A 22113-nucleotide genomic window follows, 5' to 3' on the forward strand; every position below is an offset into this window, starting at 1 on the left:
GGTCAGGTCATTCCCAAGGGCAGCCCCCGATTTCGGGGTCCCGGCCAGGGTGCGGCCAGGGAGACCCCTCCCGATGCAAACGTTTACCGTGCGATCCTGATCACTGTGAAACTCCGCCCGATGACCGCAGCCGACCTCGGCGCGGTTCTCGCGCTGAATGGCACCGCGGAAGGTCTTGTCGAACCCCTGAGCGCCGACCGGCTGGATTGGCTCCGGCTGATCGCCTCGCACGCCGTCGTCGTCGACCTGGACGACGTACCCGCGGGGTTCGTGCTCACGTTCACCCCGGGTTCGGCGTACGACGGGCTGGCGTTCGAGACGTTCACCCGGACATACGCCGATCGGTTCCTGCTCGTCGAGCGGATCGTGGTCGCCGCCGAGCACCGGCGTACCGGCATCGCGTCGGCGGTCTACCGCGCGATCGAACGGGCCGCCAAGCCGTTCGACCGCGCGGTCGCCTCCGTCCCCACCGACACGCCGGCGATCAGCTTCCACAACGCCCGCGGCTACGTGGAGGTCGGCAAGCAACGCCTCCCCAACGGAACCACGACCGCACTCCTGTCCAAGGAGCTGTCGGACTAGAGCTGGCGGATGTCGAGCAGCGCCCGCACCGGAAGGTCGTGCCGCAGGCGCGGATCGGTGAGGCCGTCGACAATGCAGGCCGCGCCGAGCCAGTGCGCGTCACAGTCCTCCACCAGGGCGCGCGCCGTCCGCGCGGTCGCACCGGTGTCGATCCAGTCGTCGACCATCAGCACCCGGTCCGCGGGCCGGATCAACTGCCGCCGGAACCCGAACACGACATGCCTGTCCTGGTAGTCGGGCCCGGTCGTCCGCCGTACCCACCGATCGCTGTCGACCGACGAGCCTGCGTGCTTCCGCATCTCGACAAACCCGACTCCCACCGCGGCCGCCGTCAACGCCCCGACCAACGACCCCCGCGACACGGGCCCGAGCACCACCGTCGGCACCTCGTCATACAGCCCCGCCAGCGCAGGCCCGATCCCCCGCAACAACTCCGCGTCCCGCCACCACCCAGTGACGTCCGCGTAACTACTTCAGACGCCCCGATCCGTCTGCCACCGAAACCCAGCCCGAAGCCGCTCCCGCACGCTGTCCATGCCCCCAGGATCCCGCACGCCCCGCGCTACGCGCACATGGTTTTGCGGACCGCCAGGCCATCACAATTGAACGTCCGCCGTCTGGTCACGCGGGCAGGGGCTCGCGGCAGCCAATTGTGATGGCCTGGGGATCCGCCTGTGGACAACGACCGACGCGACCCGCGCTCGGTGCGCCACCATGAGGACATGCCCGAGGTCGTCGACGTGCTGCTGCGACGGGAAGGCGTGGCGACGTTCGGGCAGCTGCGGGCGATCGCGTCCGGGAACGCAATTCGCGCCGCCCTGGCCGGCGGATCGATCCGCCGGATCGCGAAGGGCGTGTATGCGCTGCCGACTGCGCCCGATCCGATCGCGGCCGCCCGTGCCCAGGGCGGGCTGGTGTCGCATCTCAGCGCCGCGGTGCTTCACGGATTCGACGTACTGGAGCTGCCGGACAGACCCCAGATCACCGTTCCGCGCGGGCAACACCGACGGCTGAGCCCGGTGAAGTGCGAGCTGCACTGGGCCGACAACGTGCAGTCCGACGGTCCGTGCACCAGCAGGCTCCAGACGGTTCTGGACTGCGCGCGGACCTTGCCCTTCGCCGCCGGCCTCTCGATCGCAGACTCCGCACTCCGAGGTCGTTCCCTGGACCGCTCCCAGCTGATGGTCGCCGCCGCCGAGCTGAGCGGACCGGGCTGTCGAAGGGCGCGGCGGGTAGCGGCTGCCGCGGACGGGCGGGCCGAGTCGCCGCTCGAATCGGTCCTCCGCGCGATCCTGATCGAGGCGGGCATCATCGGGTTCGAGCCGCAGGTCGTCGTGCGCGACGGCACCTTCTCGGCTCGGATCGACCTGGCCAACCCGGCGCTGATGATCGCGCTCGAGGCCGACAGCTTCGCTCACCACGGGACTCGGACGGCGCTCGCCCGCGACTGCCGTCGGCACGTCAGCCTGACCGTTCGCGGCTGGCGGCTTCTGCGGTTCTCCTGGGAGGACGTGATGTTCGACCGCGAGTGGGTGGTCGCCGCGATCCGCGCGGCCATGGCCGGATCTGCAGGCCATCACAATGCTCCGGAGACGCGCCTGGGCACGCTGGGAGCGGTCGGCCAAGGGCAATTGTGATGGCGTGGGGGTTCGCCCCTACACCAGTCGTCCGCCGATGAAGGTTTGCGTTACCAGGGGGACGGCCGGGCGGTAGGCGAGGTGTAGGTAGGTGGGGGCGTCCAGGACGGCTAGGTTGGCTTGGGTGCCGGGGGTTAGGTGGCCTAGGTCGGGGCGGCGGAGGGAGGTGGCTCCGCCGGCGGTGGCTGACCAGAGGGCTTCGGCGGGGGTCATGTGCATTTCGCGGACTGCGAGCGCGATGCAGAAGGGCATGGAGGACGAGTAGCCGGAGCCGGGGTTGCAGTCGGTGGCGAGGGCTACGGTGACGCCGGCGTCCAGGAGGCGGCGGGCGTTCGGGTACGGCGACCTCGTGGAGAACTCGATCGCGGGAAGCAGCCCGGCGACGACTCCACTGGAGGCGAGGGCGTCCACGTCGGCATCGGTGAGATAGGTGCAGTGATCGGCTGAGGCCGCACCGACCTCGGCGGCGAGTTGGACGCCGGGGCCTTCGCCGAGCTGGTTGGCGTGTACGCGTGCCTGCAGGCCGCGCGCGATGCCGGCCTGGAGGATCGCCCGGCCTTGGTCCGCGTCGAACGCGCCGCGCTCCACGAAGACGTCGATCCACTTCGAGTGCTTCGCCGCCGCGTCGAGCATCGGCCCGGTCACGAGTGACACGTAGCCCGCCGGGTCGTCGGCGTAGTCGGCCGGTACGACGTGCGCGCCGAGGTACGTCGTCTCGTCGGTGAACTGCCGCGCGATCTGCAGCGCTCGCGCCTCGTCCGCGACCGTCAGCCCGTACCCGGACTTGATCTCGACGGTGGTCGTGCCCTGGCGGCGCATCTCCGCGACCAGCCGGGACACGTTCGCGGTCAGCTGTTCGTCGGTGGCCTCGCGGGTCGCCGCCACCGTGGTCCGGATGCCGCCGGCGGAGTACGGCGTACCGGTCATGCGGGCCGCGAACTCCTCGGCCCGGTCGCCGGCGAACACCAGGTGCGAGTGCGAGTCGACGAACCCCGGGATCACCGCCCGCCCGCCGAGGTCGACCGCGCTGTCGGCCGCCGGTGCCTCGCGCCGCGGCCCGACCCACGCGACGGTGCTCCCGTCGATCACGAGCGCCGCGTCGTGGAGCTCGCCGAGCAGCCCGCCGTGCGCAGGATCGTTGGTCACCAATGACCCGATACCGGTCAGCAGGAGCGAGCTCATGAGGTCACCGCCGCGATCGAGGTGGACAGGGCAGACGGTACGTCGATCGTCGAGTGCTTGCCCGCAGCAACCACCCGGCGACCGGAGACAACGACGTCGGTGACGTCCGAGGCCGTCGCGGCGAACACCGCCGTCTCCACGGTGCCGCCGGTGCCTGCTGAACGGACGCTGTCGAGGCGGACCGCGACGAGGTCGGCGCGGGCGCCGGGCGCGATCACCCCCGCGTCCTCGAAGCCGATCGAGCGGTGGCCGTCGACCGTTGCAGCCTTGAGGAGCTCCGCCGCCGACCAGTGACCGCGCTCCTGCGACGCCAGACGTTCGTCCAGCTCGACGGCTCGCATCTCCTCAAAAAGATCGATCACGGCGTGACTGTCCGAGCCGAGCGTCAACGGCGAACCCGCATCCCGCAGCTGCACCGACGGACCGATCCCGTCCGCGAGATCGCGCTCGGTGGTCGGGCAGAAGCAGGAGTACGTCGCGGAGCTCCCGAGCAGCCCGATGTCGACCGAGGTCAGATGCGTCGCATGCACCGCACTCGTCCGCCCGCTGAGGAATCCGGCCTCGTCGAGCACCTGCGCCGGGGTCCGGCCGTACGCCGCGAGGCAGGCCTCGTTCTCCGCGACCTGCTCGGACAGGTGGATATGGAGCGGTACGTCGGGAAACGCCGACGCGACCACTCCGAGCTGATCCTCCGGAACGCCGCGCACCGAATGCGCCGCCGCACCGATCACGACATCGTCCGCGCCGGCGAGCTGCGCGACCCGGGAGGCCCACGCCGTGGCGTCGCCGTCGCTGAAACGTTGCTGGACCTCGTTGAGCGGCTGGTCGATCCCGCCGGCGATGTAGCAGGTGTCGAGCAGCGCGATCCGGAGGCCGGCGTCACGAGCCGCCGCGATCAGCGCCGCACCCATGGCGTTCGCGTCGTCGTACCGACGCCCGCCGGGTGCGTGGTGCAGGTAGTGGAACTCGCCGACCGCGGTGATCCCGGCGAGCAGCATCTCGGCGTACACGGCCTTCGCGAGCTCGTAGCACGTCTCGGGGGTGAGCGCGGCGGCGACGGCGTACATCTGCTCGCGCCAGGTCCAGAACGTGCCGCGCTCGGTCTGCGTGCGGCCGCGGAGCGCCCTGTGGAACGCGTGACTGTGACAGTTCGCGAGCCCGGGAACGACGAGGCCGTTCAGCACCTGGGCGTCGCCGGGATCGACACCAGCCGCCACCGAAGCGAAGCGACCGTCGACCACCGACACCAGAACTCGTCCAGCGAGACCGTCAGGGAGGAGAGCGGTCTCGCACCAGTACGACGTCACTTCGCGAGGTCCTTCAGTACGGCGGCCAGCGCGTCGACGCCGGCCAGGCAGTCGTCCATCTCGGCGTACTCGGCCGGGGAATGCGAGATGCCCGTCGGGTTGCGGACGAACAGCATCGCGGTCGGGATCCCGGCGTCCGAGAACACGCCCGCGTCGTGCCCCGCGCCGGTCGGCAGCACCGGTGCGCCGTCGAGCACGTTCACCAGCCGGTCCCGCAGGCCGGCCGGGAAGTCGACGATCGGCGAGACGGACTCGGGTGTCACCTCGAGCGTCGTACCGTCCCGCTCAGCGCGTTCCGTCGCCTGCTTGGTGATTGCTGCGAGCAACGATTCGAGGGTGGCGGTGTCGGCGGCCCGGGCGTCGAGCCAGGCGGTGACCTGGGACGGTACGGCGTTCGTCCCGTTGGGCTCCACCGAGAGCCGGCCGAACGTTGCGCGGGCACCGGCGAGCCGGGCCTGCTTGTTGGCGGCGAGGGCGGTCATCGCGTACGTGAGCATCGGGTCGTGCCGATCCTCCATCAGCGTGGTCCCGGCATGGTTGGCCTCACCGCCGAACGTGAACCGGAAGCGCCCGTGCGGCCAGATCGAGCTGGCCACTCCCACCGGCGCGGTCAGTCCGCGCCCCTGCTCCACGTGCAGCTCGACGAACGTCCCCATCCGCCGCAGCAACGGCGAAGGACCGACTCGGGCCGGGTCAAGACCGGCCGTGTCCAACGCCTCCTCCAGCCCAACGCCGGCCCGATCCTTCAACTGCAGAGCCTTCTCGGCTGACAACACTCCGGCCGCGACCCGGGACCCCAGACAGGGCATCCCGAACCGCGACCCTTCTTCCTCCACGAACGCCCCGATGCCGATCGGCACACCGGGCTCGAACCCCTCTGCCCGCAGCTGATCCACAGCCGCCAGAGCCGACACAACACCGAGCGGCCCGTCGAACGCCCCGCCGTCGATCACGGAGTCGAGGTGGCTACCGGTGACCACACCAGGTCCGTCCGAGGCACCCCACCACGCGATGAGGTTGCCGATGCCGTCGGACTCGACCTGCAGGTTGCGGGCGGCGCACTGGTCCAGGAACCAGTGCGTCGCCTCGCGTTCGGTGGGAGACCAGCCGCCACGGGTGTAACCGCCGGTGTCGGGGCTACGGCCGATGGCGGACTCGTCGGCCCAGAGGGATTCGAAGCTCAAGACAGACTCACGACAGGGGGTTCTTCGACAGCCAGTCCTTGGCGACCGCGTCCGCGCTCTCCTTGCCGACGTCGATCCGCTTGACCAGGTCGGTCAGGGCGTCGGTGGTCAGCTTGGCGTCGACGGCGTTCAGCGTCGCCACAACGTCGTCGGACTTGTGGTCGGTCCGGATCAACGGAACGATGTTGTTCGGCGGCAGGATGTTCTCCGGGTCGTCGAGCTGCACGAGGCCCTGGTCCTTGATCACGGCCTGGGTGGTGAACAGGTTCGTCACCTGGATCTGGTTGTCGGTCAGCGCCTTGATGCTCAGCGGACCGCCCGCGTCCAGCGTCTTGTACTCCTTGAACTCGACGCCGTACTTCTCCTTCAGGCCCTTCAGACCCGCCGAGCGGACCTTGAACTCCGAGCTACCGCCCGCGACCAGGTCCTTGCCGACCGGCTTCAGGTCGGCCAGCGACTTCAGGCTGTACTTGTCCGCGGTCGCCTTGGTGACGACGATCGTGTCCTCGTCGGCGGCCGGCGACATGTCCAGCACCTCGAGCCCGGGTGTCAGCGCCTTCCTCAGCGCGTCGTACGCCTTGTCGGGGTCGGTCTCGGTGGAGTTCTTGTCGAAGTACGCCAGCGCGGCGCCGGTGTACTCCGGCACCAGGTCGACGGACCCGTCCTTGATGGCGGCCATGTAGGTCTCGCGGTTGCCGATGTTCGGCTTCTTCTTCACCTCGATGCCCTTGGCGGCCAGCGCCTGGCCGTAGATCTCCGCCAGCAGCTGGCTCTCGGAGAAGTCCGCGGACCCGACGGTGATGCTGGTCACCTTGGACGGCGCGGGCGAGTCTCCCGCCTTGTCGCTGCCGAGCTGGTCGCCCCCACCCCCACAACCGGCCAGGCCGAGGACAGCCACTCCGGCGATCGCAGTACGGATGAGTGTGGATCTCAACACGAGAGCCTCCAGTGTTCTCGTTCAGCCATCGACCGGTGCCGATGGATGTGTCTCAAGTTCATCAGGTTCATCGGACACTTCAGCCGATTTTCAGCCCTGGCGAGACGGTGATCCGCCCGATCAGCGCGAAGAGCGCGTCGAGGACGATGGCCAGGAGTGCCACCAGCAGTGCGCCGGTGAACATCTGCGGGAAGTCACGGAGCTTCAGCCCGTCGACCACGTAGCGGCCGAGGCCGCCGAGCGACACCAGCGCGGCGATCGTGGCCGTGGACACGATCTGCAGGGTGGCGCTGCGGATGCCGGAGATGATCAGCGGCATCCCGATCGGGATCTCCACCTTGGTGAGGATCTCGCGGCCGGTCATGCCCATCCCTCGCGCGGCGTCGATCGTGGCCGGGTCGACGCCCGAAAGACCGGCGTACGTCGAGGCCAGGATCGGCGGGATGCCCAGCGCGACCAGCGCGACCAGCACCGGCAGGAAGCCGATCTGATCGGTCAGCAGCACCGCGATCATCAGCAGCCCGAGGCTCGGCAGGGCGCGCGCGGCGTTGCCCAGGTTGATGGCCAGGAACGCACCGCGACGCGTGTGCCCGATCCGCAAGCCGATCGGCAAACCGATCACGACGGACAGTCCCAGCGCGGCGAACGTGTACCAGAGGTGCTCGAGGATCCGCGCCCAGATCCCCTCGTTGCCGGACCAGTTGAACGAGTCGGTCAGGTATTCCCACATGTCACGCCACCTCTCCCACGGGTGTCGCGACCCGCGCCCAGGGAGTCAGGATCCGCTGCAAACTGACCAGGATGAGGTCCGCGATCAGCGCCAGGGTCAGCGACAGCACCACGCCGACCACGACCGGGGTGAGGAAGTCCTTCTGGAAGCCCAGCGTGAACAGCTCCCCCAGTCCGCCGATCCCGATCACCGCGCCGACGCTCACCATCGAGATGTTCGCGACCGTGACGACCCGCAGACCGGTGAAGATGACCGGTACGGCGATCGGCAGGTCCACCGCGACCACCCGGTGCAAGGCGCCGTACCCGACCGCGATCGCCGACTGCCGGACGTCGGGCGGCACGGAGCGGAGTCCGTCGATCACGTTCCGGATCAGCAGCGACACCGTATAGATGGTCAGCGCCACGATGATGTTGACCGTGGACAGCACCTTGGTGCCGAGCACCGCCGGGATCACGATGAACAACGCGATCGACGGCAGCGAGTACAGGATGCCGCCGAACGCGATCAGCGGGTTCGCCAGCCAGGAGTAGCGCGTCGCGACGTACCCCAACGGCACCGAGATGATCAGCCCGAGGATGACCGGAACGATCGCCAGATAGAGGTGCTCACGCAACTGTTCCCAGATCAACCCGAGGTTGTCGCCGATCCAGGTCATGGGGCCTCCCGGTCTGGACTGAGGAGCGGAGGGAGCGAAGCGACCGGAGCGACGAGGGAAGACCGGGAGTTCCAGCCCCATGACCCGCCGCGACGGAGTCGCGGCATCAATACAGTCATGACCGGAGCGCCTCTGCAACCGTGGATTGGTCGATGACGCCGACGGCCTTGCCGTCGTCGTCCACGCAGACCCCGCAGCCCGTCGGCGAGGTCAGTACGGCGTCCAACGCCGCGCGCAGCGAATCACCGCGCTTGAAGACCGAGCCGACCGGGAGCAGCTCCTCGGACCCGTTCCGCCACCCGAGCGGTACGCCGTCCTGCAACGCCAACTCGTCCGGCAACGGCTGCACCGGCAGCGCCTCCGGGTGCACGAACGTCAGCGCGCGATAACCCCGGTCCTGCCCGACGAACCCGCGGACGAAGTCGTCGGCCGGGTTGGCGAGCAGTTCGGCCGGCGGCGCGAACTGGGCGAGCTTGCCGCCGACCCGCAGTACCGCGACGTTGTCCCCGAGCTTGATCGCCTCGTCGATGTCGTGGGTGACGAACACGATCGTCTTGCCGATGTCGCGCTGCAGCCGGAGCAGCTCCTCCTGCAGCTGGTGGCGGACGATCGGGTCGACCGCGCTGAACGGCTCGTCCATCAGCATGATCGCCGGATCGGCCGCCAGCGCACGGGCGACGCCGACTCGTTGCTGCTGGCCACCGGACAGCTGGGCCGGGTACCGCTCGGCCAGTTTGACGTCGAGGCCGACGCGTTCGAGCAGCTCCATCGCCGTACTGTGCGCCTTGCGCTTGTCCCAGCCGATCAGCTTCGGCACGGTCGCGACGTTGTCCACGACCGTCTTGTGCGGGAACAGGCCGGCGTTCTGGATCACGTACCCGATCCCGCGGCGCAGCGTCACGGCGTCCCGGCCGTTGATGTCGTCGCCGTCGATCGAGATGGTCCCGCTGGTCCGCTCGATGGTGCGGTTGATCATCCGCAGCGACGTGGTCTTGCCACAGCCGGACGGGCCGACGAACACGGTGATCTGGTTGCTCGGGATCCGCAGGGACAGTTTGTCGACGGCGACGGTGCCGTCCGGATACCGCTTGGTGACATCCTCGAACTCGATCATGGCGCCCTTTCGCGCTCGTCGTCTGCGAGATCCCCAACAGCCCAATCGACCCTAGCGGACCACGCGACCGATGCCACGTGATCGCACGGTTTCCCGGTCCGTGAGAAAGTGCACCGTAGCAATACAGATAACCACGGTCGCACTCTGCGATCAGCTCTCGCGCATCGGCACCCGCACACCGCGCTCGTCGGCGACCTCGACAGCCTTGTCGTAGCCGGCGTCGACGTGCCGGATCACACCCATCGCGGGGTCGTTGGTGAGCACCCGCTCCAGCTTCTGCCGGGCCAGGTCGGTGCCGTCGGCAACCGACACCTGACCGGCGTGGATGGACCGGCCGATCCCGACGCCGCCGCCGTGGTGGATCGACACCCAGGACGCACCGCTGGACACGTTCACCATGGCGTTCAGCAACGGCCAGTCCGCGATCGCGTCCGAGCCGTCCAGCATGCCTTCGGTCTCCCGGTACGGCGAGGCGACGCTGCCGGTGTCCAGGTGGTCGCGACCGATCACGATCGGCGCCTCGAGTTCACCGGAGGCAACCATCTCGTTGAACCGCAGCCCGGCCTTGTCGCGCTCGCCCTGGCCGAGCCAGCAGATCCGGGCCGGCAGACCCTGGAACGCGACCCGCTCGCCGGCCAGCTTGATCCACCGGCTCAGGTGCTCGTTGTCCGGGAACAGGTCCAGGATCGCCTGGTCCGTCTTCGCGATGTCCGCCGGGTTGCCGGACAGCGCCGCCCACCGGAACGGGCCCTTTCCTTCACAGAACAACGGCCGGATGTACGCCGGCACGAAGCCGGGGAACTCGAACGCGCGGCTGTAACCCGCCTTCCGCGCCTCGTCCCGGATCGAGTTGCCGTAGTCGAACACCTCGGCGCCCGCGTCCTGGAACCCGACCATCGCCTCGACGTGCCGCGCCATCGACTCCTGCGCCTGCTGGGTGAACCCGGCCGGGTCCTTCTCACGCGCCGTCACCCAGTCCTCGAACTCGACGCCGACGGGCAGGTACATCAACGGGTCGTGCGCCGAGGTCTGGTCGGTGACGATATCGATCGGCGCACCGCGCTTCAGCAGATCGGGCACGATCGTCGCGGCGTTGCCGAGCACACCGATCGACAACGGCCGCCGCGCCGCCTTCGCCTCTTCCGCCAGCCGCAGCGCCTCGTCGACGGACGACGCCCGTACGTCGAGGTAGCGGTGCTCGATGCGCCGGTCGATCCGGGAGGAGTCGACGTCGATACAGATCGCGACGCCGTCGTTCATCGTGACGGCCAGCGGCTGCGCGCCACCCATGCCGCCGAGGCCGGCGGTCAGCGTGATCGTCCCGGCGAGCGACCCGCCGAACTTCTTCTCCGCGACCGCGCCGAACGTCTCGTACGTGCCCTGCAGGATGCCCTGCGTGCCGATGTAGATCCACGACCCGGCCGTCATCTGGCCGTACATCGTGAGCCCCATCGCCTCGAGCTTGCGGAACTCCTCCCAGGTGGCCCAGTCGCCGACCAGGTTCGAGTTCGCGATCAGCACCCGCGGCGCCCACTCATGGGTCTGCATGACGCCGACCGGCTTGCCGGACTGCACCAGCATCGTCTCGTCGTCCTTCAGCGTGGTCAGGGTGCGGACCATCGCGTCGAACGAGTTCCAGTCGCGGGCGGCCTTGCCGGAACCGCCGTACACGACGAGTTCGTCAGGGTGCTCCGCGACCTCGGGGTCGAGGTTGTTCTGCAGCATCCGCAGCGCGGCTTCCTGCTGCCAGCCGCGGGCGGTCAGTGTGGTTCCGCGAGGCGCGCGAACGGGACGGGGTCCGGACATGGGTGATCCAGCCTTTCTAGGAGAGCGGGCCGGTGACGGCCTCGGCGGCGGTGACATAAGTGCCGTCGGCAACAAGGCGGACGGAGTGCTCGAGTTCGGGTGCGAGATGCCGGTCGGTGCCCGGACCCTCGACGTACTCCCGCAGGGCGGCCCGGACGGCGGCGGTGGCCGGTGCCGGGTCCAGCGGCGCGCGCAGGTCGAGCGCCCGCGCGGCCGTGAGGATCTCGATCGCCAGCACCCGCTGCAGGCCGTCGACAGACTTGCGCAGCTTGCGTGCGGCGGACCAGCCCATCGAGACGTGGTCCTCCTGCATTGCGCTGCTCGGGATCGAGTCGACGCTGGCGGGTACGGCGAGGCGCTTCAGCTCGGAGACGATCGCGGCCTGCGTGTACTGCGCGATCATGTGGCCGCTGTCCACGCCCGGGTCGTCGGCCAGGAACGCGTTCAGGCCGTGGTTGCGGGCGACGTCGAGGAAACGGTCGGTACGTCGTTCGCTGATGCTGGCGAGGTCCGCGACGGCGATCGCGAGGAAGTCGAGCACGTACCCGATCGGAGCGCCGTGGAAGTTGCCGTTGGACTCGACCCGACCGTCCGGGAGGACGACCGGGTTGTCGATCGCGGCGGCGAGCTCGTGGCCGGCGACGCTCGCGGCGTGCGCGGCGGTGTCGCGTGCGGCGCCGTGGACCTGCGGCGAACAGCGGAGGGAGTACGCGTCCTGCACCCGGTTGCAGTCCGGACCGCGATGGCTGGCGACGATCGCGCTGTCCTTGAGGATCGCGCGAAGGTTGGCGGCGGACGCGGCCTGGCCGGGATGCGGACGGAGGGCCTGCAGGTCCGCGGCGAACACCCGGTCGGTCCCGAGCTGCGCCTCGACGCTCATCGCGGCGGCGAGGTCGGCGGACTTGAACAGCCGGTCGAGATCGGCGAGCGCGAGGAGCAGCATGCCGAGCATGCCGTCGGTCCCGTTGATCAGCGCGAGGCCTTCCTTCTCCGCGAGCACGACCGGCGTGAGGCCGTGCTTCTGGAGGGCTTCGCCGGCGTCGAGAAGGTTGCCGTCGGCATCGCGGACCTTGCCTTCGCCCAGGATCGCGAGGGCGACATGGGACAGCGGGGCGAGGTCGCCCGAGCATCCGAGGCTGCCGTACTCGTGCACCACCGGAGTCAGGTGCGCGTTGAGCAGACCGGCGTACGCCTGGGCCGTCTCGACCTTCACACCGGTGCGGCCGGTGGCGAGGGTCGAGAGCCGGAGCAGGGCCAGCGCCCGGACGACCTCGGTCTCCACCTCGGGACCGGAGCCGGCCGCGTGCGAGCGGATCAGGCTGCGCTGCAGCTGCGCCCGGAGGTCCGGTGCGATGTGCCGCGTGGCGAGCGCGCCGAACCCGGTCGAGACCCCGTAGTGCGGGGTGTCCGCGTGGGCCAGCGCCTCGATCGCGGCGCGCGACTTCGCGATTTCCTCGAGGGCCTGGTCGTCGATCCGTACCTTTGCGCCGTACCGCGCGACCGCGACCACTTCGGCCGGGGTCAGCGGTCCGACGCCGACATCCACTGTGTGTTCCACCCGAACATTGCACCGCGCCGGATCGCTCCTGGACAGCAGCGCCGTACCACTATTCGTCTCGAATCTGAGACAGCCGTCGCGACCCTCGGTAGCCGTAGAGTCCTGCCATGGTGTTCGAGATCCGGACGGCGCGTCCGGAGGATGCGGTGGGGATCGCCCGGGTCTGGGCCGCGGCGATGCCACAACTGGTGAAGACCGCGCGAGCCATCGAACTGGAACTGAAGCACGGCGAGAGCCGTGAGGTGCTGATCGCCGTCGACGGGGCAGACGTGGTCGGGTACGCGAACATCTACCTGCCGCCGGCGGATGCCGAGGCGCCGCGGGTGCGGGTCACGATCCAGGTGCCGCCGGAGTACCGCAAGCGCGGGATCGGGAGTGCGTTGACGACCGCGATCACGAAGCGGTGCGCGGAGCTCGGCGCCGGGCGGTTGCTAGTGGTCGTGGGTGACGACTCGCAAACGTTCGCGACCAAGCGCGGGTTCACGATCGGGCGCCGGATGTCGCATTCCGCTGCCGACCTGACCGCGGCGCGCGAGCCGGTCGCACCGCCGCAGGGTCTGCGTGTGGCGACGTACGACGAACTTGATCCGCGGCAGTTGTACGACGCCGAGGTCCAGGTGCGTGACGACGATCCGAGCGGGCTGTCGGGCGGACCGGCGTACGAGGAATGGGTCCGTACGTCGTGGTCGAACCCGGACAACCGGTACGACCTGAGTGTCGCCGTACTGGACGGGGACCGGGTGCTGTCGTTCGTGACCACGACCGCGGATCCGGACCGGAAGATGATCTGGTCGAACCTGACCGGCACGATCCCCGCGGCGCGTGGCCGCGGGCTGGCGAAGGTGGTGAAGTCCGTGGCGCTCGCCCGCTCACGGGATGCCGGGTTCACGGTCGCTTCGACCGGGAACGACGCGGCGAACGAGCCGATGCTCGCGGTGAACCGGTGGCTCGGCTACCAGGAGACCGGGGGCGCGTGGACCGCGGAGAAGGCGCTGTGAAGCGGCTCGCGATCTCGCTGACGTTCTTCCTGGTGCTGGCGCTCGTCATCGGATATGTGCTGTCCGGGCCGTCGTTCATGGACTGGAGTGTGACCGGCGGGCTGTTCGCGGTCGCGGTCGCGGGCGAGGGCTTCCGGTACTGGCTGAGCCGGAGCCGCGCGAAGAAACGACAATCGTCCGGGATCTGAGGCAGGGCGGGGTTACGCTGCCGTTGTGAGCGGCAACGTTCCCGCCTCGACCCGTACCCTGCGGGTCCTGACGTTCCTGGCCACGCAGCCCGGTCCCGTACCGATGGAGCGCATCGCCTCCGCGGTCGGGTTGCCGCGCTCGTCGACGTACCACTTGCTGCGGGCAATGATCGATGAGGGGTTCGTCGTGCATCTGCCCGAGGAGAAGCGGTACGGGCTCGGGGTGGCGGCCTTCGAGATCGGGTCCGCGTACCTGCGGCACGATCCGCTCGAGCGGCTGGCGCGGCCGCTGCTCGCGCAGCTGGTGCACGAGGTGGGGCAGACGGCGCATCTCGGCGTACTGCACGGTCGGGAGCTGGTGTATCTGCTGAAGGAGCAGCCGCCGCGACCCGTCACGTTGGTGACCGATGTCGGCGTACGGCTGCCTGCCACGCTCACGGCGTCCGGTCGCGCGTTGCTGGCCGAGCTGCCGCCGGCTCAGGTACGGGCGTTGTTCCCGGCGCCGGAGTCCTTCGTACGGCGTACCGATCTGGGACCGCAGACGCTGACCCAACTGCGCCGCATCCTCGCCGACGAGAAACGCCAGGGCTTCGCCGTCGAGGACTCCTTCATCACCCCCGGCGTCGCCTCGGTCGCCAGCGCCGCCGTCGACCACGCCGGCCACCCGGTGGCCGCCATCAGCGTCACCTTCCGCACCGACGCGGTCCCCGCCACCGACCGCCCCCACCTGGCCCACAAAATCCGCCAAGCAGCCAAAGCCCTGACCCGCCGCCTCCACGGCTAGGGCGTCAGCGCTCTTCGCGGAAGTCGACGTGGGTGCGGAGTTTGGGGTCGTACTTGCGGATTACCAGGCGGTCGGGATTGTTCCGGCGGTTCTTGCGCGTTACATAGGTGGAGCCGGTACCCGCCGTACTGCGGAGCTTGACGATGGGGCGGAGGTCGTTGCGCTTGGCCATGCTGTCCTTTCTCGTACCAGTGACCCGTAGGATACTTTGTACTGGTTATCGTTTTCAACAAGACAGGAGAGCAGATGATTCCGGTGACCTTGCTGACGGGGCTCGACGACGGGTTCCGCGGCGCCGTCGCGGGGAATCTGCTGGCCGCCGCCCCGCGGGGCGTCCTGGTGGAGTACGACGTGAGCGCCCTGAGCACCGGCTCCGTCGTCCGGATCGCACGCACCGCCACCGGCGTGATCGACCGCGAGGTGATCACGATGGACCACCCGTGCGTCTCCTGCGCGCTGCGTGGATCGCTCGTCCAGCTGCTGGCGAGCATCGCCGCCGTCGAGCAGTACGACGTCGCGATCGTCAACGTCCCCACCGCCGGTGACACGCACGCGATCGCGACCGAGATCGACCACGACACCGATCTCCGCGTCGACGCGGTCATCACCACCGTCGACACGGCGACCGCAACCGCCGACCTCACCGGCGAGGAGCTGGTCCGGGAGCGCGGAATTCCGACCGCGGCGGAGGACGGCCGCGCGATCGCCGAGGTCGTCGTACGGCAGCTCGAGTACGCCGACGCAGCCGTCCTCACCACCGACGACGACAGGACCCGCGCGCTGATCCAGGCGATCAACCCGAGGCTCCTGGTCAAGACCAGTCCGGCCGGCCTGCTCGGCGTACGGCTGCATGTTCCCGGCGCCACCGTCGAGCCGGGCTCGATCGCGGCGCCGGTGGACGGACGAACCTTCGTCTGGCAGTCCGGCCGGCCGTTCCACCCCGAGCGGCTGTACGACGCCCTCGAGGACCTGGTCGCCGGCACGGCCCGCGGCCGCGGCACGCTCTGGATCGCGACCCAGCACCGCAGCCGGCTCAGCTGGGACAGCTTCGGCACGAACATCTCGATCGGCGTCCTCGGTCCATGGCTGGCCGACCTCCCGGCCGATCGCTGGGCGGGCGTCGGCCAGCAGCACCAGGCGCGGTCGGCCCTCGAGTGGCATCCCGAGCACGGCGACCGCGCGTCGTACCTCTCGCTGACCGGGGTCGACCTGGACGTCCGGGAATTACGCGAGCGCCTCGACGGTTGTGTCCTGCGTGCGGACGAAGCGGTCCACCCCCTGACCGATCCGTTCGCCGCCTACTTGGAAGGAAGTACCGCAGCATGAAGAAGGACATTCACCCCGACTACCGCCGGGTCGTCTTCCGGGACAAGTCCGGCGACTTCAGCTTCCTCACCGGTTCGACCCGCGAGAGCAACGAGACCATCGAGTGGCACGACGGGAACACCTACCCGGTCGTCGACGTCGAGATCTCGTCCGCGAGCCACCCGTTCTACACGGGCCAGCAGCGCGTGATGGACACTCAGGGCCGCGTGGAGAAGTTCAAGAAGCGCTACGGCCAGAAGTAACGCCGTACCCCCAACGGCCCGCTCGACCCTCGAGCGGGCCGTTGGCACGCCCAGGCGACATCTTTGGGCTCCCACCAACCGTTTCGGGCCGCCGAGAATGGTTGGTGGGTGCCCAAAGAGCGTCCGTCTCGGATTCGAGACGGGAAGGGGCGTGGGGTGCTGGGTGTGAGCGGGTGGGGCGGATCACACTGTGCGCATGGAGCCGGTTGAACTCACGGGCGCGGGGCTGTCGCCGTTGGAGGCGGTCGCGCTCGGGCAGCGGCGTACGGCGGTGCGGTTGAGCGACGACGCCCGGAAGCGGATGCACGAGTCGGCGCTGGTGGTGGCCGAGGTCGCGGGGCGGCGGCCGGTGTACGGGCGGACCACGGGCGTCGGGGCGAACCGGGACGTGCTGACGTCCGACCCGGAGCACGGGGCGCGGCTGCTCGGATCGCATTCCACCACCGGTACGACGTCGTTCCCGAAGGACGTCGTACGGCTCGGGCTCCTGATCCGGGTCAACCAGCTCGCGGCGGGCGGGTCCGGGCTCGACCCGGCGGTGGCCGACGCGATCGTTGGTCTGCTCAACGACGACGACCTGCCGGACCTGCACCGCGGTGGCGCGATCGGCACCGGTGACCTCGGCCCGCTCGCCGAACTCGGGCTCGCGCTCGGCGACGTCATCGACGGAACCAGCGCCCTCCCGCTGCTGTCCAGCAACGCGCTCACGCTCGCCGAGTGCTGCCTCGCGTACGTCGAGGCCGCCACGCTGATCAACGTCGTGCCGCTGGTCGGCGCCCTCTCCCACGTCGCACTGCGCGGCAACGCGGAGGTGTACGACGTCCGCGTCCATGAGGCCCGCCCGCAGCCGGGGCAGGTCCGGGTCGCCCGCCGGATGCGCGAACTGCTCGACGACCTGCCGATCAGGCCCGCCCGGGTCCAGGATCCGTTCGGATTAAGGGCTTTCGCGCAGGTCCTCGGCCCCGCTGTCGACCATGCCGATGCCTTGGGCAACAGTGTGCGGATCGACATCAACGCGGCCGCGGAGAACCCGCTGGTGAGCGGCGGCACCGTGCTGCACAACGGCAACTGGCACGCGATGCCGATCGCGCTCGCGCTGGACTCGCTGCGGCTCAGCCTGCACAGCGTCGCGACCCTCTCGACCACCCGGGTGGCGAACCTGGTCGACCCGGACTACACCGGCCTCAGCCGGTTCCTGGCCAGCGGCGCCGAGGCGAGCTCGGGCGTGATGATGATCGAGTACGTCGCCCACGACGCGCTCGCCGCGGTCCGGTCGTCGGCGCAGCCCGCGACTCTCGGTACGGCGACGCTGTCCCGCGGTGCCGAGTTGCACGCCAGCTTCGCGCCGCAAGCCGCCGTACTGACCAAGCAACTCCTCGACGCGCTCCGCGAAGTCCTCGCCAGCGAACTCGTCACCGCCGTCCGCGCGATCCGCCTGGCCGGCCTGACGCCGGTCGATCTCGCCCCGGCTGCCGTCGGACCATGGCTGACCGATGCCCTCGCGGCCCTGCCGAACGACCTGGCCGACCGATCACTGCGGGAGGACCTGGAGATCGCCCGCGGCGTGCTCACCCAGTGGGGCGACCGCCAGGTCGAACATCCCGCCGAATCCGGCTAGAGGCGGTTGTACGCCTTCAGTGTCCGTAGTGCGCCGACCGTGACGATGCCACGGTACTCGAGGGTGGCGGCCGGGCCCGGCGGTTCCCAGGTGATGGCCCAGCCGCCGTCGCCCTGCTGGTCCTCGATCAGGCGGTCGAGGTGGGCGTCGAGCTGAGCGTCGGTGAAGAGCGGGCGCCAGAAGCTGTCCGGAGTCGGCGCGAACTGCAGCGGAGTCACGCCGTACGTCGGATCCGCGGCGTCGGCGCGGTAGTGCCCGAGCTTGGGGAGCCACTCGCGGACGCGGTCGAAGTCGACGTCACCGGTGGACTCCAGGAACGCGGCCACCTCGAGCATGCCGTGAGCGTCCTCCGGGAACCCGTGCGCCACCTGGGCGGCGCACCAAGCGGCGGCCCGGTCGCGCCACGGGTGCTCGACGCCGAGCTGGTGCAGCCGGCCGACCAGACCCGCGGTGGGGTTGATGCCGGGTTGGTACGTCCACTCGGTGATGTGCTCGGCGCGGGGGTAGCCCTCCACTGCCGGACCGCACAACGGCACGGCACCGTCGGCCGTCGCGGTCCGGTCGAGCCAGTCCGCCGCCCGCCGGATCATCTCCTCGTCCCGGGCACCCGCCGCGAGCATCGTGTCGAACGCGACCTCGACGTCCAGCGGCAGACTGTCCGGACACCGCTTGTCCGGCTCCAGCCCCTGCCCGAACCCGCCGTCAGCGTTCTGGAACCCACGCAGCGCGTCGACCACCCCCTGCGGTTCAGCCCCCTCGAAAACCGCCGCGAAGAGCCGCCGCTCGAGCACCCGAGCGTCCCGCCGTACAAAGTCCCGACCTGCCGTGAAGATGTCCATACCCCCACCCTTCCCCATCCCCACACCCAGGTCTTGAACGAATCGGACAGGCTTCAGGGTTCGAAGCGGTAGCCCATTCCTGGTTCGGTGAGGAGGTGTTTCGGGCGGGCGGGGTCGGGTTCCAGTTTGCGGCGGAGCTGGGCCATGTAGAAGCGGAGGTTGCCGCTGGCGGTCTCGTAGCCGGGGCCCCAGACCTCGGTGAGGAGCTGGCGTTGGGACATCAGCTTGCCGGGGTTGCGGACCAGGACCTCCAGGAGGTGCCATTCGGTCGGCGTAAGGCGGATGTCCTCGCCGTTCTCCAGCGTGACGCGCTTCGCGGCCAGGTCGACGACGGCGCCGCCGACGGTCACGACCGGCTGGTCCTGGGCGATGTTGCTGCGCCGGAGTACGGCGCGCATCCGGGCCAGCAGTTCGTCGATCCCGAACGGCTTCGTCACGTAGTCGTCGGCGCCGGCGTCCAGCGCCTCGACCTTGTCGGTCTGGTCGGTCCGCCCGGACAGCACCAGGATCGGCGCGTCGGTCCAGCCGCGCAGTCCGCGGATCACGTCCACGCCGTCGAAGTCCGGCAGTCCGAGGTCGAGGATCACCAGCTCCGGCGGATGCTGCGCGGCGACCTTCAACGCCGACGTACCGGTGCCGGCCAGGTGCACCTCGTACCCCCGCGCCTTCAGGTTGATCTGCAACGCCCGCACGATCTGCGGCTCGTCATCAACCACCAAGACTCTGGTCATGCGGCCTCCCGGCCTGGACTGAGGAGCGGAGGGAGCGAAGCGACCGGAGCGACGAGGGAAGGCCGGGAGTTACAGCCGCATGACCCGCCGCGACGGAGTCGTGGCATCAATACAGTCACTCCTGCTCCGATCGTTCGCGGGCGCCCGGCACCGGCGCGTCAGGGCGGAGGGTGGCGGTCGGGATCGCGACCACCATGGTCAGTCCACCACCTGGGGTGTCCTCGGGCTGCAAGGTGCCGTGCATCGCCTCGGCGAGTCCCCGGGCCAGTGCGAGCCCGAGCCCGACACCGACCGTGTTGTCGGTATCCCCGAGCCGCTGGAACGGAGCGAACACCCGGTCCCGGTCCTGCCGCGGGATCCCCGGGCCGCGGTCGATCACCCGGATCTCCACGGTGTCGCCGAGCGCGCTCCCGGTGACCAGCGGCGCCCGGCCGACCGGTGAGTAGCGGATCGCGTTCGCCAGCAGGTTCGCGACCACGCGCTCCAGCAGGGCCGGGTCCGCTTCGACCAGCGGCAGCGTGTGCGGGATGTCGATCGTCACCCGATCGGCGTCGTCCCCCAGCTCGGACAGTGCGCCGGGGAGGATCTCGTCGAGCGCCATCGGACGGGTGAAGACCGGGAGTACGCCGGCTTGCAGGCGACTGAGGTCGAGCAGGTTGTCCACCAGCCGCGACAACCGGTCGAGCGACTCGTCCGCGGTCTCCAGCAGCTCGGCCCGCTCGGACTCGGTCCATTCGACATCGTCGCTGCGCAGGCTCGTCACCGACGCCTTCGCCGACGCCAGCGGGGATCTCAGGTCATGGCCGACGGCGCGAAGCAACGCCGTACGCAGCTTGTCGGCCTCGGCGAGCGGCTTCGCCTCGGCGGCCGCCTCACTCAACCGGGCCCGATCGACCAGCGCCGCCGCATGCGCCGCGAACGCCCCGACCAGCCTCCGCTCGTCCGCCTGCAGCTGATGTCCTTGCAGTACCAGCACCAGGTCGTCGCGGGCCGGGATCTCCGCGTCGGCCTCCTCCGGCCGGGTGCAGGTGAGCGACCCGGCCGAGGCCACCGGTCGCCACACCTCGGTCAGCTCGTCGTCGTCCACGCGCTCCATCAGGCACGCCCCGGTCATCCCGAAAGCCTCGCGGACCCGCTCCAGCAGGGCGGGCAGAGCTGTCTCGCCGCGCAGTACCGATCCGGCCAAGGTCGCCAGCGTCTCCGATTCCGCGGCCGCCCGGGCCGCTTGTCTGGTACGGCGGGCCGCGCGGTCGACGACCGTACTGACCATGGCCGCGACCAGGATGAAGATCAGCAACGCCAGCGCGTTGTTCAGCTCGGCGATCGTGAACGTCCGCTTCGGCGGCGTGAAGAACCAGTTCAGCACCAGCGACCCGGCGATCGCGGTCACCATCGCCGGCCACATCCCGCCGACCAGCGCCACCACCACGACGGCGAACAGGAACGCCAGCACGTTGCTGGTCAGGTTGAGCGTGTCGCCGCCGAGCCCGAGGACCAGCGCGAGCAGCGGCGGCAGCGCGACGGCCAGCACGAAGCCCTGGACCTTCCGCTTCCGGGACAGACTGCCCCGGAGCCTGGGCAACCTGCCGCGGCCCATCAGCGAGTGCGTGACGAGGTGTACGTCGATATCGCCGGAGTCGCGGATCGTCGTCGACCCGATGCCCGGTCCGGTGAGCAACGTCGACAGCCTGCTCCGGCGCGAGCCGCCGAGGACGAGCTGCGTGGCGTTCTCCGCCCGCGCGAAGGTCAGCAGCGCGGCCGGGATGTCGTCGCCGACCACCTGGTGGTAGGTGCCGCCAAGCTTCTCGACCAGGTTCCGCTGCTCGGCAAGCTTGCTCGGGTTCGCGCCGGTCAGCCCGTCGGACCGCGCGACATGGACGGCGAGCAGATCGCCGCCGGACGACCGCGCCGCGATCCGGGCGGCGCGCCGGATCAGCGTCTCGCCCTCGGGACCGCCGGTCAGCGCGACCACTACGCGCTCGCGGGCTTCCCAGGTGGAGTCGATGTCGTGCTCCGCGCGGTACTGCTGCAGACCGGCGTCCACCCGGTCCGCCAGCCAGAGCAGCGCGAGCTCCCGCAGCGCGGACAGGTTGCCGACCCGGAAATAGTTGCCCAGGGCAGCATCGATCTTGTCGGCGGCGTACACGTTCCCGTGCGCCATCCGCCGGCGCAGCGCCTCCGGCGTCATGTCGACGAGCTCGATCTGGTCCGCGGCCCGCACGACCCGGTCCGGGACCGTCTCCTGCTGCGGTACGCCGGTGATCTTCTCGACCACGTCGTTGATCGACTCGAGGTGCTGGATGTTGACCGCCGAGATCACGTCGATCCCGGCGGACAGCAGCTCCTCGATGTCCTGCCAGCGCTTCTCGTTCCGGCTGCCCGGCACGTTGGTGTGCGCCAGTTCGTCGACCAGCGCGACCTCCGGCCGCCGGGCAAGCACTGCGTCGAGGTCCATCTCGGTGAAGCTGGCGCCGCGGTAGTCGACGATCCGCCGCGGCACCGTCTCCAGGCCATCCAGCATCTCGTCGGTGTACTTGCGGCCGTGGGACTCCACAAAACCGACCGCGACATCGGTCCCCCGGGCGCGCCGGCGGCGGCCCTCGCCCAGCATCTTGTAGGTCTTCCCAACGCCGGGCGCGGCACCCAAGTAGATCCGCAGATGCCCGCGGCCGCTCTTGCTCATGCCTCCATG

Annotated in this window: 22 protein-coding genes; 8 read left to right on the forward strand and 14 right to left on the reverse strand. The window is 69.8% G+C overall.

What is annotated here, in order from left to right:
* Positions 1-120 precede the first annotated feature (120 nt).
* Complete coding sequence (locus tag E0H45_RS09210; protein WP_131336075.1) at positions 121-582, forward strand: GNAT family N-acetyltransferase; 462 nt, start codon at positions 121-123, stop codon at positions 580-582.
* On the opposite strand, the gene E0H45_RS09215 is transcribed toward E0H45_RS09210, so the two are convergent.
* Positions 579-968 carry a phosphoribosyltransferase family protein gene (locus E0H45_RS09215; RefSeq protein ID WP_272948968.1) on the reverse strand — a complete coding sequence of 130 codons (390 nt, stop codon included), beginning with the start codon at positions 966-968 and terminating at the stop codon, positions 579-581. The two genes, E0H45_RS09210 and E0H45_RS09215, sit on opposite strands and share 4 nt — an antisense overlap.
* 336 nt (positions 969-1304) lie before the next feature.
* Here E0H45_RS09215 and E0H45_RS09220 point away from each other — a divergent pair, with 336 nt between their 5' ends.
* Entirely contained in the window at positions 1305-2219 is a 915-nt protein-coding gene (locus E0H45_RS09220) for a DUF559 domain-containing protein (RefSeq protein WP_131336077.1), read from the forward strand.
* 18 nt (positions 2220-2237) lie between these two features.
* Here E0H45_RS09220 and hutI read toward each other — a convergent pair whose 3' ends face one another.
* From hutI to hutH, 9 genes are all read right to left on the reverse strand, one after another.
* The gene (gene hutI / locus E0H45_RS09225; RefSeq protein WP_131336079.1) at positions 2238-3401 is read right to left on the reverse strand and encodes an imidazolonepropionase; all 1164 of its coding nucleotides are present in this window, start codon (positions 3399-3401) and stop codon (positions 2238-2240) included.
* Positions 3398-4708 carry a formimidoylglutamate deiminase gene (locus E0H45_RS09230; protein ID WP_131336081.1) on the reverse strand — a complete coding sequence of 437 codons (1311 nt, stop codon included), beginning with the start codon at positions 4706-4708 and terminating at the stop codon, positions 3398-3400. The genes hutI and E0H45_RS09230 overlap by 4 nt, the downstream gene beginning before the upstream one ends.
* Positions 4705-5892 (reverse strand): allantoate amidohydrolase, encoded by a 1188-nt coding sequence (locus E0H45_RS09235; protein ID WP_131336083.1) that lies wholly within the window; start codon positions 5890-5892, stop codon positions 4705-4707. The genes E0H45_RS09230 and E0H45_RS09235 overlap by 4 nt, the downstream gene beginning before the upstream one ends.
* Before the next feature lie 7 nt (positions 5893-5899).
* On the reverse strand, positions 5900-6829 hold the full coding sequence (locus tag E0H45_RS09240) for an ABC transporter substrate-binding protein (RefSeq protein WP_131336085.1): 930 nt from the start codon (positions 6827-6829) through the stop codon (positions 5900-5902).
* A 79-nt stretch (positions 6830-6908) separates the two neighbouring features.
* A complete protein-coding gene (locus E0H45_RS09245; protein ID WP_131336087.1) occupies positions 6909-7559 on the reverse strand; it encodes an ABC transporter permease in 651 nt (216 codons plus the stop codon).
* 1 nt (position 7560) lies between these two features.
* The gene (locus tag E0H45_RS09250; RefSeq protein WP_131336089.1) at positions 7561-8217 is read right to left on the reverse strand and encodes an ABC transporter permease; all 657 of its coding nucleotides are present in this window, start codon (positions 8215-8217) and stop codon (positions 7561-7563) included.
* A gap of 115 nt (positions 8218-8332) precedes the next feature.
* Positions 8333-9331 (reverse strand): ABC transporter ATP-binding protein, encoded by a 999-nt coding sequence (locus E0H45_RS09255; RefSeq protein WP_131336091.1) that lies wholly within the window; start codon positions 9329-9331, stop codon positions 8333-8335.
* A 150-nt stretch (positions 9332-9481) separates the two neighbouring features.
* Positions 9482-11137 carry a urocanate hydratase gene (hutU, locus tag E0H45_RS09260; RefSeq protein WP_131336093.1) on the reverse strand — a complete coding sequence of 552 codons (1656 nt, stop codon included), beginning with the start codon at positions 11135-11137 and terminating at the stop codon, positions 9482-9484.
* Between the two features lie 16 nt (positions 11138-11153).
* Positions 11154-12695, reverse strand: coding sequence for a histidine ammonia-lyase (hutH, locus tag E0H45_RS09265; protein ID WP_131336095.1), 1542 nt, complete (start codon positions 12693-12695; stop codon positions 11154-11156).
* A 107-nt stretch (positions 12696-12802) separates the two neighbouring features.
* Between hutH and E0H45_RS09270 the strand changes: the two genes are divergently transcribed.
* From E0H45_RS09270 to E0H45_RS09280, 3 genes are read left to right on the forward strand one after another with little or no spacing between them, the layout of a single operon-like run.
* A complete protein-coding gene (locus tag E0H45_RS09270; protein ID WP_238154871.1) occupies positions 12803-13693 on the forward strand; it encodes a GNAT family N-acetyltransferase in 891 nt (296 codons plus the stop codon).
* A complete protein-coding gene (locus tag E0H45_RS09275) occupies positions 13690-13881 on the forward strand; it encodes a hypothetical protein (protein ID WP_131336097.1) in 192 nt (63 codons plus the stop codon). Before E0H45_RS09270 ends, E0H45_RS09275 begins: the two co-directional genes overlap by 4 nt.
* A 25-nt stretch (positions 13882-13906) precedes the next feature.
* Complete coding sequence (locus E0H45_RS09280) at positions 13907-14665, forward strand: IclR family transcriptional regulator (protein ID WP_131336098.1); 759 nt, start codon at positions 13907-13909, stop codon at positions 14663-14665.
* Between the two features lie 4 nt (positions 14666-14669).
* Here the strand turns inward: E0H45_RS09280 and rpmG are convergent, their stop codons facing one another.
* Positions 14670-14837: a 50S ribosomal protein L33 gene (rpmG, locus tag E0H45_RS09285; RefSeq protein WP_131336100.1), complete on the reverse strand. Its 168-nt coding sequence runs from the start codon at positions 14835-14837 to the stop codon at positions 14670-14672.
* Between the two features lie 74 nt (positions 14838-14911).
* Here rpmG and E0H45_RS09290 point away from each other — a divergent pair, with 74 nt between their 5' ends.
* The 3 genes from E0H45_RS09290 to E0H45_RS09300 all read left to right on the forward strand — a co-directional run bounded on the left by E0H45_RS09290 (position 14912) and on the right by E0H45_RS09300 (position 17851).
* Positions 14912-15991 (forward strand): GTP-binding protein, encoded by a 1080-nt coding sequence (locus E0H45_RS09290; protein WP_131336102.1) that lies wholly within the window; start codon positions 14912-14914, stop codon positions 15989-15991.
* Positions 15988-16233, forward strand: coding sequence for a type B 50S ribosomal protein L31 (locus E0H45_RS09295; RefSeq protein WP_131283877.1), 246 nt, complete (start codon positions 15988-15990; stop codon positions 16231-16233). The genes E0H45_RS09290 and E0H45_RS09295 overlap by 4 nt, the downstream gene beginning before the upstream one ends.
* A gap of 196 nt (positions 16234-16429) precedes the next feature.
* Positions 16430-17851 carry an aromatic amino acid ammonia-lyase gene (locus tag E0H45_RS09300; RefSeq protein WP_131336104.1) on the forward strand — a complete coding sequence of 474 codons (1422 nt, stop codon included), beginning with the start codon at positions 16430-16432 and terminating at the stop codon, positions 17849-17851.
* Here the strand turns inward: E0H45_RS09300 and E0H45_RS09305 are convergent.
* From E0H45_RS09305 to E0H45_RS09315, 3 genes are all read right to left on the reverse strand, one after another.
* The gene (locus tag E0H45_RS09305; RefSeq protein WP_131336106.1) at positions 17848-18690 is read right to left on the reverse strand and encodes a hypothetical protein; all 843 of its coding nucleotides are present in this window, start codon (positions 18688-18690) and stop codon (positions 17848-17850) included. The two genes, E0H45_RS09300 and E0H45_RS09305, sit on opposite strands and share 4 nt — an antisense overlap.
* 53 nt (positions 18691-18743) lie before the next feature.
* Positions 18744-19421: a response regulator gene (locus tag E0H45_RS09310; RefSeq protein ID WP_131336108.1), complete on the reverse strand. Its 678-nt coding sequence runs from the start codon at positions 19419-19421 to the stop codon at positions 18744-18746.
* Positions 19422-19536: 115 nt separating this feature from the next.
* On the reverse strand, positions 19537-22104 hold the full coding sequence (locus E0H45_RS09315) for a sensor histidine kinase (RefSeq protein WP_131336110.1): 2568 nt from the start codon (positions 22102-22104) through the stop codon (positions 19537-19539).
* Positions 22105-22113: the final 9 nt, after the last annotated feature.

The organism is Kribbella soli (assembly GCF_004331345.1).
Lineage (GTDB): Bacteria > Actinomycetota > Actinomycetes > Propionibacteriales > Kribbellaceae > Kribbella > Kribbella soli.

Bases quoted from the DNA above. Each gene is read 5' to 3' on its own strand.
- E0H45_RS09210 (WP_131336075.1), top strand. From the start codon at position 121: ATGACCGCAGCCGACCTCGGCGCGGTTCTCGCGCTGAATGGCACCGCG.
- E0H45_RS09220 (WP_131336077.1), top strand. From the start codon at position 1,305: ATGCCCGAGGTCGTCGACGTGCTGCTGCGACGGGAAGGCGTGGCGACG.
- hutI (WP_131336079.1), bottom strand. From the start codon at position 3,401: ATGAGCTCGCTCCTGCTGACCGGTATCGGGTCATTGGTGACCAACGAT.
- E0H45_RS09245 (WP_131336087.1), bottom strand. From the start codon at position 7,559: ATGTGGGAATACCTGACCGACTCGTTCAACTGGTCCGGCAACGAGGGG.
- E0H45_RS09250 (WP_131336089.1), bottom strand. From the start codon at position 8,217: ATGACCTGGATCGGCGACAACCTCGGGTTGATCTGGGAACAGTTGCGT.
- E0H45_RS09255 (WP_131336091.1), bottom strand. From the start codon at position 9,331: ATGATCGAGTTCGAGGATGTCACCAAGCGGTATCCGGACGGCACCGTC.
- hutU (WP_131336093.1), bottom strand. From the start codon at position 11,137: ATGTCCGGACCCCGTCCCGTTCGCGCGCCTCGCGGAACCACACTGACC.
- E0H45_RS09270 (WP_238154871.1), top strand. From the start codon at position 12,803: ATGGTGTTCGAGATCCGGACGGCGCGTCCGGAGGATGCGGTGGGGATC.
- rpmG (WP_131336100.1), bottom strand. From the start codon at position 14,837: ATGGCCAAGCGCAACGACCTCCGCCCCATCGTCAAGCTCCGCAGTACG.
- E0H45_RS09290 (WP_131336102.1), top strand. From the start codon at position 14,912: ATGATTCCGGTGACCTTGCTGACGGGGCTCGACGACGGGTTCCGCGGC.
- E0H45_RS09295 (WP_131283877.1), top strand. From the start codon at position 15,988: ATGAAGAAGGACATTCACCCCGACTACCGCCGGGTCGTCTTCCGGGAC.
- E0H45_RS09300 (WP_131336104.1), top strand. From the start codon at position 16,430: ATGGAGCCGGTTGAACTCACGGGCGCGGGGCTGTCGCCGTTGGAGGCG.
- E0H45_RS09305 (WP_131336106.1), bottom strand. From the start codon at position 18,690: ATGGACATCTTCACGGCAGGTCGGGACTTTGTACGGCGGGACGCTCGG.
- E0H45_RS09310 (WP_131336108.1), bottom strand. From the start codon at position 19,421: ATGACCAGAGTCTTGGTGGTTGATGACGAGCCGCAGATCGTGCGGGCG.
- E0H45_RS09315 (WP_131336110.1), bottom strand. From the start codon at position 22,104: ATGAGCAAGAGCGGCCGCGGGCATCTGCGGATCTACTTGGGTGCCGCG.